This is a genomic window from Rhizobium sp. UFLA01-1127 (assembly GCF_059803845.1).
On the sequence record NZ_JAUQTZ010000192.1, the window covers coordinates 1 to 9,188 of the forward strand.

Genomic DNA, 9,188 nt, shown 5'->3' on the forward strand with positions numbered 1-9,188 from the left:
TCGGGGCAACTGTTGTGTAGTCGGCCTTCACATAGGCATCGTCGGTGGATTCAATGAAGCGGCCGACGGTCCAATAATGATAGCCGAAGTCGGCGGCGAAGGCGACGCCAGCCAGCAATGCAGCAACAAGCACTCCGCGCTTGAGAAGCCTGCGGCCTGTTCCCGGTGCCTTTGCGGCTACAGGGGCGGGCGTTTCGGCAATGGGGGCCTGCGGTGCTTCGGCGGCGGGAGACTTTGCCACTTCGCCTGCCGGCGCGGTATCGGCCTGGCTTGCATTTTTGAACGCCTCGTTACGGGGTATCTCGACCATCATCCGTTTCCTTCAATATCGCCGGCCCTTTGCATGGGGCCATTTTTGATGCGATGAAGATGCGTCCGAACGATCCTTCTGATAATCTCCTGAAATCTGGAAGGATCATAAACTCACAGTGGATAATCCGGGGACAACATGGATCGGTTGACCAGCCTCACAGTCTTTGGCCGGGTGGTGGAATGCGGCGGCTTTTCGGCCGCGGCTCGCCGGCTCAACATGTCCGTCACCATGGTGGGCAACCATGTGCAATCCCTGGAGGACCGCCTCGGCGTACGGCTTTTGAACCGGACCACGCGTAAGGTCAGCCTGACGGAAACCGGCAAATATTACTACGAGCGATCCTCGCAGATCCTTTCCGACCTTGAGGAGGCCGATCGGGCGGCAGGCGCCCTCAGCACCATGCCGCGCGGCACGCTGAAGATCTATACCAGCAGTGCCATCGTGCGCTTCCTGCTTCCGGTCATTGACGAATTCATGAAGCAGTATCCCGCGATCTCTCTCGATTTCGATGTCGGCGAACGGTCGATCGACATGATCGAGGAGGGCTACGATCTGATGATACGTACGCTGCCTGCGCCCGATTCGACGCTCGTTGCCCGCAAGCTTGCACCATGGCGCCACATGCTCGTCTGCTCGCCCGAATATAGGGATACGCATGCCATGCCGAAGGTGCCGGCCGATCTCGTGGAGCACAATTGCCTGCAATATACCTATTACCCCTATGGGGATGAATGGCGTTTCGAGAATGCCAATGGCGACCCCGTGGGTGTCAAGATTGCTGGCAACGTCGTCTCCAATAGCGCCGAGACGCTGCGGTTTCTCCTGGCCAGCGGGCAGGGCATCTTCCTTGCGCCGAGTTTTATCGTTTTCGATGAGGTTGCCGCGGGTCGTCTCGTGCGCATCATGCCTGATTATCGGGCCGTGGAGTTCACCATCAGCGCGATTTATCCGAACCGCAGCCATTTGCCGACCAAGGTTCGACTGTTCATAGATCTCCTTGCCGAGCGTTTTGCCGAACATCGCAAATGGATGACTTGACCGATCCGTCTTCGCCATCTCTCTGCTGCCGGAAGACTGCGATGATAGGGATGTCGCCCGCACCTTTGCTCCTCATCGCGGCAGTCTCGACGAACACGAGCGCAACTTACCCCGCCAATCGATTTGGCGATCCGGCTCCGCCAGCTTCAGTCCATGGCAATGGGAAGGGGGCGGTAGATGGTTGTGCGTTCTTTGCACGCCGCTCAAGTAACCGTTCGAACGCATGCTTGATCCTCATCACATGCGGAGTTTTATATTCAAAGCCCGTATTGTGAAGATGTATCAGCATGGAGGCATTGACCTCGAAGACCACAACCCGGCCCTCGGTATCCAGGGAGCAGTCGATGCCGAAGTAATCGAGCCCAACCTCCCGCCGGATCGCATCCAGCGCGGCCATCGCTTTTGTCCCGAAGACGTGACCGGGCTGTTCCAGGAATGCCTGCTCCTCCCGGCGCATCCATTCGATCTCGGCCATGCGCGTTGACGTGTGATGCACTTTCCAGACGTCGCCGACCGCAAGATGATAGGGGAGGATCTCCTCGCCGACGAAGATGAAGCGATACTTGCGATAGAAGCCGTCGGTGGACCTGTAATCGAAGAAATCCGTGAGGTAGAGCGGTTGATCGCCCGCTTCACCGGCAAATGCCTGTAATTCCTGAAGCGTGGAGACCAACTCCATCTTATCGCCGCCGTGGGTGCCGGCGTGGCGAGCAATGAGATTGCAGCTCGGCAGGGTATTGCTGCGCAGGAATTGGCAGAGCGCAATTGCCTCGACGCGGATGGTGGCGGGAACGATCGTGTCCGGGATGGCCGCAAGCCGCTGCGCGATACTTTGGCGATCGGTGCCGAGGATCAGGAGCGGATGATTGATCACCGGCTTATCGAGGCGGCCGACGAAATCGGCGACCTGCGCAACGATGTCTCGCCTGAGATCGGCCTCGGAGACCAGATTAACGACGATGTCCGCATTCACGGCTTTAGGATCGCAATGATGATCCGGCAGCATGAGAACGACATCTGCGTCGTAGGAACTGTCACCGATCAGATCCTCATAAGGTGTGTTCCCTGAAAACGGTGAAAAGAGCAGCAGCGCCCTAAAGTGTGCTGGCTGCCGGCTTGCCTGGTGGCTGCGAGCGACGCCTGCGGCCGCGACGCGACGAAAGTTGTCGAGTGCCTTCTCGGCATTGCCGAGTTCCTGCTCAATGCCCGCACAAAGCAGCAGCGCTTCGCGATTGTCGGGCTCAACGCGCAATGCGGCATGCACATGTCTCCGGGCAAGATCTTTCTGTCCTGTCCGTTTCAAGACATATGCCATATTGTAGAGACATTGAAAGTTTGCAGGCGAGACTTCCAGACCCTTTTCGTAAGCCGCTATCGCATGCCCGAGGTCGTCATGCGTCATGCAGAGATCGCCGAAAAGTAGCCAGGACGAGACATCATTCGGCGATAGTTGGCAACAGCGCATGGCGGACAAGGCCGCGCCTGACACGTCGCCAAGTCCGGACAGCACCTGGCAGCGCTTGGTAAGCGCATCCACATAGTCGTCCTGAAGCTCTATCGCCTTGTCGAGGCTTGGAAGTGCCTCGCGCAGGCGCCCGAGCTGGGCAAGCAGCGCGCCATGATAGTACCAGGCACTTGCATGGTTCCAGCGCCATACCAGAGCCGCTTCGTAGCATTGCAACGCCCGCGTAAGATCGCCGACGGCCTGGCAGGACATGCCAAGGCCCGAAAGCGCCTGGGCGTCACCGGGATTGACGGCAAGAACGGCTTCGAACCACGGAATGGCTTCTTGCTGTCGATCGGCATGCAGTAACAGATAGGCGAGCGTGTTGCAGGCCAGCGGCTGAGTTTTGATGAGGTCCCGCGCGGACAGCAGGTTGTTGATGGCTTCGTTGCTGTTTCCGGAAGTCATTAGGTCGGAAACATGTTGCAGAATTCCGACGAGCGCTGAGGTGGGAGGCGATGCGGCATCTGGCAACAAATTCATAAGAGTGAGCTTTCGTTTAGGGAAAGTGGGGTCATTTCCGAAACGATTCCATCATCGCTGGTCCGGCCATCAGCATGAATGCGGCCGCTATTGCATTTTGGAGATTAAGATTTGCACGGATGACCGCGCCATTACCATGGTAAGGCCGTTCGTAAAGGACGTCCGTCAATTCGATCGGCCGGATCGGAATGACGGCGGAGCATGCTTTGTCTCTGATCTTAGCCTGCTGGTGACAGGACATGGCAAGGCTCGCACGTGGTGGGGAGCCGGCGTTCATCTGCGCACTCGATGCGCGAAGCTATCACCTGCCCTGAAATCGGGAACATCACAGACTGGGAGCTTCCTGCTCGCCGCTGTTTGGCGGCTGTGATTGAAAGGAGGCCAGAAGCAGGCAAGAAAAACAATCAATAATTATAAAAATTACATAAATTTAATTATAGAATCCCACAGCTTGCAGGAGCGCAAGACCTGAATCAAAGATTGCATTATCGGAAATTCGCAATTATTGGGTATATTTACATAGAGGCAAGCGCCGCGAAGAGACCGAACAGCAGTCATGACCGGTGAGCGGGTGTCGAGTTAAAATCCGAGGCCTCTCATCCTTTGGGCGAATGAGCGGGAGCGAAGAAGCCCATCGCGCAGAGGCTCGCTGATTCGCTTCAAATGCGATGGACGTCTCTTGCCCGTGATATCACGATGCCATTTCCGCGTCTTCAAATACTCCATGGCGACAACCGAGTTCGCCGACGGAGCGGCTCAGAACCGCGTGGCTGACGGCATCGATCACCGCATATTTCTCGGCTTGGTAGTTCCAGTATTCTGAGACGAATGTGTGGGAAAGCCAGAAGCTGCTCCTTCCTGCGGCGCCTGCCCAGCCGAGGCTGCCGAATTCGGCTGCCTGTCTGAACAGGCGCTTCAGATGGGCGCTTGAAATCATGAACTGGCTCTGCATGGTCTTTAGGGAAATTGGACCGATCAAAACCTTATCCGCCGCGTAATCGATTACGGTGATGCGCGAGATGAGATAATCCATGACGACGCCGCCGGAGGTCGCCCCGTTGAACAGGTTGAAGGTCGGCCCGGGATTCTTCAGGCGTGTGTTGCCCAGGATGGCGCGGGCGATGATCGGATGCATTTGCCAGATGGCGTTCCCGTCGGCGGCGATCCTTTCCATCCTGTCGCCGCCGTCCAGAGTATCCAGGACGAGAAGATGCGTATGGATCCAGCGGGCCATAAACTCCCGGGTTATCTCGGTCGGCTCGAGGAGAACGATGCGGCGGTCGGAACTTTCCGGCGCGGATCGCACGAACCTGTAGGCGAGCATTTCCTTGAGGAAGGCCGCAGCGGTATTGCGGCTGGCGATCTTGTGCTTGACGGCAAATTCGACGAAACGGCCGTTGTAGAGCCCTGACATCGGATCGTCCGGATAGCCGAGAAAAAGGGCAAAGCCGGAATGCGCCAGCAGCCATCTTTGTTGTGAGGCCAAGATTGAAGCAATGCGCGGATTTTCATTATAAATGGCCATGAGCTCATATGCGCTTTGCAATATGGCTGACAGGAAATGTTTGCTGGCATTAAGCTCTTTTGCCGTAAATACCATGGCGCCGCACTCATTATTTTAGTTTATCTGAAATAAAGGCTGGAAAACTACCGGTGTATTCCTTCCATAATAAAGTTTGTTTGTCCTCTTGTTTTCGTTGTTAAGCTTAAGACGCAAGCCGACATTATTGAAAAACAGGTCTTTCCTAAAGAAAGAGGACGACGGCAAGCCGCTATCGGCTGCCCGGTTCGAAGAATGGAAAGGCTATTTGACACTGGTATCCGCAGATTTCATTGCGGCGAATGCTTCGGGAAAGCCGTCGAGCGACAGTTTGATCGGAACGTTCTTGCCATCGGGCGTGGCGACAATGACCGTGGCAACGGGTTTTGTCTTCATCGCGTCGAGCATGGCGTCTTCGACATTGCCTTCCACGAGGCAGCCCTGCGATGTGCAGCGGCTCAGAGCCATCATCGTGGAATAGGCGCCGCTGACGTTGATCTTGACGCCCGGCTTCAGGGCTATCCCGAGCGGCACGGCAATTTGTGCGGCGGTCGATTTGCGATCCGCCGACGTTGCCAGACTCATGACCATGACGACTTGTTTCTTGTCTGGCGAAAGGACGGCGCCGGAAACCTGGCAACGTCTTACCTTCGAAATCTCGGCGCATTGCAGGCTCCACGCTTTCGCCTTGCCGTCGCCGGGGGCGGTGACTGCTTGCGCCGGTTCCTTGGCTGCGCGCGAGGGGCCTGCGGACGGGCGCCGCCGGCTGCCGGTATTGTCGATCAAGCCGCCATCCTCCTGCGACGAACCGTTGAGGATCGGCGCTCCCGTGGTCGATCGCGAGGCCGGTGTCGAAAACATCGGGCCGGTCGATTCCTGCGCGACAACGCCGCCGGTATCCACCAAAGCAAGGATCGTCACAACAGCGATCCCCGCAACGCCCATCTTGACTGACATCTAAACTTCTCCAATGTTAATCATATCCAAGGTTTCTGTTCCACGGAACTTAGTCAAAGTCAAACTTGCCAATTAATCTCGACTAGTGCGGTAACTACTAGAAAATCGAGAGGGAATAACTCCAAATATAAACGGGAAACACGAAATTGTTCGGAAATAATAAGAATTTTGCTTTACTTTGCGTAGTATTGGCTACCATTTCCGCTAACGGCGCTGCCGCTCAAGCCTACATCCAGCAGGTGTCACCTGGCGACAGGCAGGCCTATGTCGAGCAGACGCCCGCGACAGCCCGGCCGATGGAAGCGCCGCCGCCCTCTTCGAAAAGAACGGCTTCCTTGGCAGGAAAGGCGCGCCATAAGGCGGGCAGGGCAAACCTCAATCCATTCCCGTCCGTTGGCAAAGGTTCCACCGCCATTGTGCAGGCCGAAGGCAATGCCGCGGAATGGCCAACAGTCGGCCGCGGTGCCGTGAATAGATGATCCAAGTATTATTCAGTAAATAAATTCTGGAAGATGTGATGTAGTCTTCTTCATTTGTGCTGAAATGAAAAAAGCACCCAAAAATGAGATTCTGGAATCGCAAAAAATTAGTGATACGTCACCGCCATCGCTTATTCGCGTAATGCAGATGGGGAAAGACGGTTGCGTTTGAATATATGTTCTTAAGTCGAAGTCATAATTGGGACCATGAGTTCGCATTTTTCGAAACGATATTGTTTTGTATTGAAGGCGAAGCGAGGCGTGTTTCAATTTACTTGAGAGCGAGTGTTCAAAGGTGGCCTTGATGCCTTCGATGCATTGCGTAGTTTCGGGGGAATCATGAAGGCCCATCTTGTAATTGCATCGCTCGCCGGCACGCTGCTGCTCGCCGGGTGTCAGACCGGTCAGAAGCTCGACACGCCGGCTGCCGCGCTGACGTCGCCGACGAAGACGACGGCGAAAGTGGTCGCGCTGCCGCGTGCCGAGATGCCGGTCGATGTTGCGGTTTACGATTTCCCCGATCTCACGGGCCAGGCAAAGCCGAATGACAGCTTCGCGGAATATAGTCGCGCCGTAACTCAGGGCGGCGCAGATATTCTGATCGATGTCCTGAAGAAGACGGGCGAAGGAAACTGGTTTCGCGTCGTTGAGCGGTCAGGCCTGAAGAACCTCGTGCAGGAACGCACGCTTATTGAAAACACTCAGAAGTCCTACGGACAGAAGAGCGGCCTGCCGCCGGTCCGTTTCGCCGGGATTATTTTGCAAGGGGGGATCGTCGGCTACGACTCCAACGAACTGACCGGGGGTGCCGGCGCGCGCTATCTCGGCATCGGCGGCGATATGCAATACCGCTCCGATGTGGTGACTGTCAGCTTGCGTGCGGTCAGCGTTCAAACCGGCGAAATCCTGGCTTCGACGACGACGACGAAACAGATATTTTCCGTTCAGGTTAAGGGCAGCGCCTATAAATTCGCAACCGCCAATGAATTGCTGGAGATCGAACTGGGCCAGGCGCGCAATGATCCTGGGGCGCTTGCTGTCCGTGAGGGCATCGAGCTTGCAGTCGTTTCCCTGGCCGTTGACGGCGTGAAGCAGGGTCTATGGCATCTGAGGGATCGTTCCCAGGAGGCGGATTTCATAGCCTCTTTCGAGAAGAAGTATCGCGATATGCCGCTGTCCGGTTCGTGACCGGCCCGACCGATTCGGCAATACAATTTAAAGCTGATTTGAATACTGTCTTAAGATCAAGGCGCTGTCGAATCACGAGGTTCGACAGTGCCTTTTTATGCGTATTATTCGGACATATTTTGCGATGTTCATAATATAGTTTTCTAAAATTCAGTTTTCTCCTTCAGCTATTAGGGAAATTAGAAGCTCATTTTTGGGTCTAATATTTCCGTAGTTAACTATTTATTATTTCTTATTCTTTGCCACCTTGCGAAGATACATTTCAGAGTGGTAGTAAACGGATCGTTAACGCTTTGATGTTTGGAGCCTGGCGCCTGATCTCGCCGCTCCAGCTTATGAGGGAGAAGTCCATGAAATTCTCGACAAAACGGGCAGCACTTCTTGCAGGGGTTGCTGCCATTGGTCTGGCGAGCGGCGCTGCCGCTGCCGATTTCGACAAAAGCAAGGGCAATGAGGCCTTCATCGGCCAGCTTGACGACCACAACTTTGCCTATCTGTCCCAGGCGGGCCTGTTGCCGAACGGCGGTCCGGAAGCTCAAGCGGGCGCCAACGGCGGCTTCGTCTATCAATACGGCAGCAGCAACGTGTTTCTGCCGCTCATCGACGGCAAGCCGGCGGACGCACAGCAGGGCAGCAGCGTTCTCGGTGTCATGCAGCTCGGCAAGAACAACTTCGTCGGCAACAACTTCCTGCAGAGCGGCGAGAACACGGCCGGTATCGCCCAGTTCGGTGCGCAGAACGTCGTCGACAAGTTCCAGCAGGCCGGCATCGGTAATCGCGCGGCCATCTTCCAAGGCGGTTATGCCAACCTGGCCCGCACGCTTCAGGATGCTGGCAACAGCGGCAACGACTCGGGCATCGTCCAGATCAATCCTTTCGACACGCTTGCCGGCAATGTTGCCGAGAACGACCAGCTCGGCAGCAATTCCGGCGCTTCTTTCGCCGCAATCCTGCAGGCCGGCGCGCTGAACGTCGCACTCAACACCCAGCAGGACCAGAAGGGTTCGAACGCGTCCATTCTGCAGAACGGTTTCTCCAACGTCGCCGCAAACACTCAGTTCGGCACACTTCAGAAGGGAAGCGACGGCAATACCGCCGGTATCATTCAGAGCGGCACGGGCAACAACGCCCTGAACAGCCAGAGCAATTCCCAGGACGCGAATGCCGCCATCGTTCAAGACGGCATCGGCAATCAGGCCGTCAACGTTCAGAACAATGTCGATCCGACCTCGGCTTCGGTCATTCAGAGCGGCTCCGGCAACGTGGCTACAAATCTGCAGAACAACACCACCGAATCCAGCAGCGCCATCGTTCAATCCGGCACGCAGAACGCATCCGTAAACTCGCAGAACGGTGTCGATCACGCCAGTGCCGCCGTATTGCAGGATGGGGCCAACAACACCAGCCTCGTCACGCAGCAGAACGGACAGAAGATGTCGTCCGTCGTAATCCAGAAGGGCAACCGCAACGCGGCCGCCATGCTTCAGTCCGGCAGCAATGGCGCCGGTGCGAGCACGACCCAGTCCGGCAACGACAACAATGCCGGCACGGTCCAGCTTGGAAGCGCTGCTGCAAGCGCATCGATCGTTCAGACCGGCAACAGCGGTCAGGCCCTTAACAGCCAGTTCGCGTCCAATGGCGCCGAGGCTGGTATCGTCCAGGGCGGCACCGCCAACCAGGCAGCCA

General features: G+C 56.3%; 6 protein-coding genes and 1 pseudogene. 3 read left to right on the forward strand and 4 right to left on the reverse strand.

Going from position 1 to position 9,188, the window contains the following annotated elements; all coding sequences use genetic code 11:
* Nucleotides 1-310: pseudogene (locus tag Q4Q11_RS29255) on the reverse strand (HlyD family secretion protein); the annotation flags it as partial.
* Nucleotides 311-448: 138 nt separating this feature from the next.
* On the opposite strand from Q4Q11_RS29255, the gene Q4Q11_RS29260 reads away from it, so the two are divergent.
* A complete protein-coding gene (locus Q4Q11_RS29260; RefSeq protein WP_113214305.1) occupies nt 449-1,351 on the forward strand; it encodes a LysR family transcriptional regulator in 903 nt (300 codons plus the stop codon).
* Nucleotides 1,352-1,457: 106 nt separating this feature from the next.
* Here the strand turns inward: Q4Q11_RS29260 and Q4Q11_RS29265 are convergent, their stop codons facing one another.
* From Q4Q11_RS29265 to Q4Q11_RS29275, 3 genes are all read right to left on the reverse strand, one after another.
* Nucleotides 1,458-3,263: a TPR domain-containing protein gene (locus tag Q4Q11_RS29265; protein WP_498571662.1), complete on the reverse strand. Its 1,806-nt coding sequence runs from the start codon at nt 3,261-3,263 to the stop codon at nt 1,458-1,460.
* Nucleotides 3,264-4,029: 766 nt separating this feature from the next.
* Nucleotides 4,030-4,938, reverse strand: coding sequence for a hypothetical protein (locus Q4Q11_RS29270; protein ID WP_498571663.1), 909 nt, complete (start codon nt 4,936-4,938; stop codon nt 4,030-4,032).
* Nucleotides 4,939-5,142: 204 nt separating this feature from the next.
* Nucleotides 5,143-5,835, reverse strand: a complete 693-nt coding sequence (locus Q4Q11_RS29275; protein WP_498571664.1) for an invasion associated locus B family protein — start codon at nt 5,833-5,835, stop codon at nt 5,143-5,145.
* Between the two features lie 818 nt (nt 5,836-6,653).
* Between Q4Q11_RS29275 and Q4Q11_RS29280 the strand changes: the two genes are divergently transcribed.
* Nucleotides 6,654-7,502, forward strand: coding sequence for a CsgG/HfaB family protein (locus tag Q4Q11_RS29280; RefSeq protein WP_112507684.1), 849 nt, complete (start codon nt 6,654-6,656; stop codon nt 7,500-7,502).
* A gap of 350 nt (nt 7,503-7,852) precedes the next feature.
* Nucleotides 7,853-9,188, forward strand: a 1,336-nt coding sequence (locus Q4Q11_RS29285; protein WP_498571665.1) for a hypothetical protein, incomplete at its 3' end; no start/stop codon positions are given.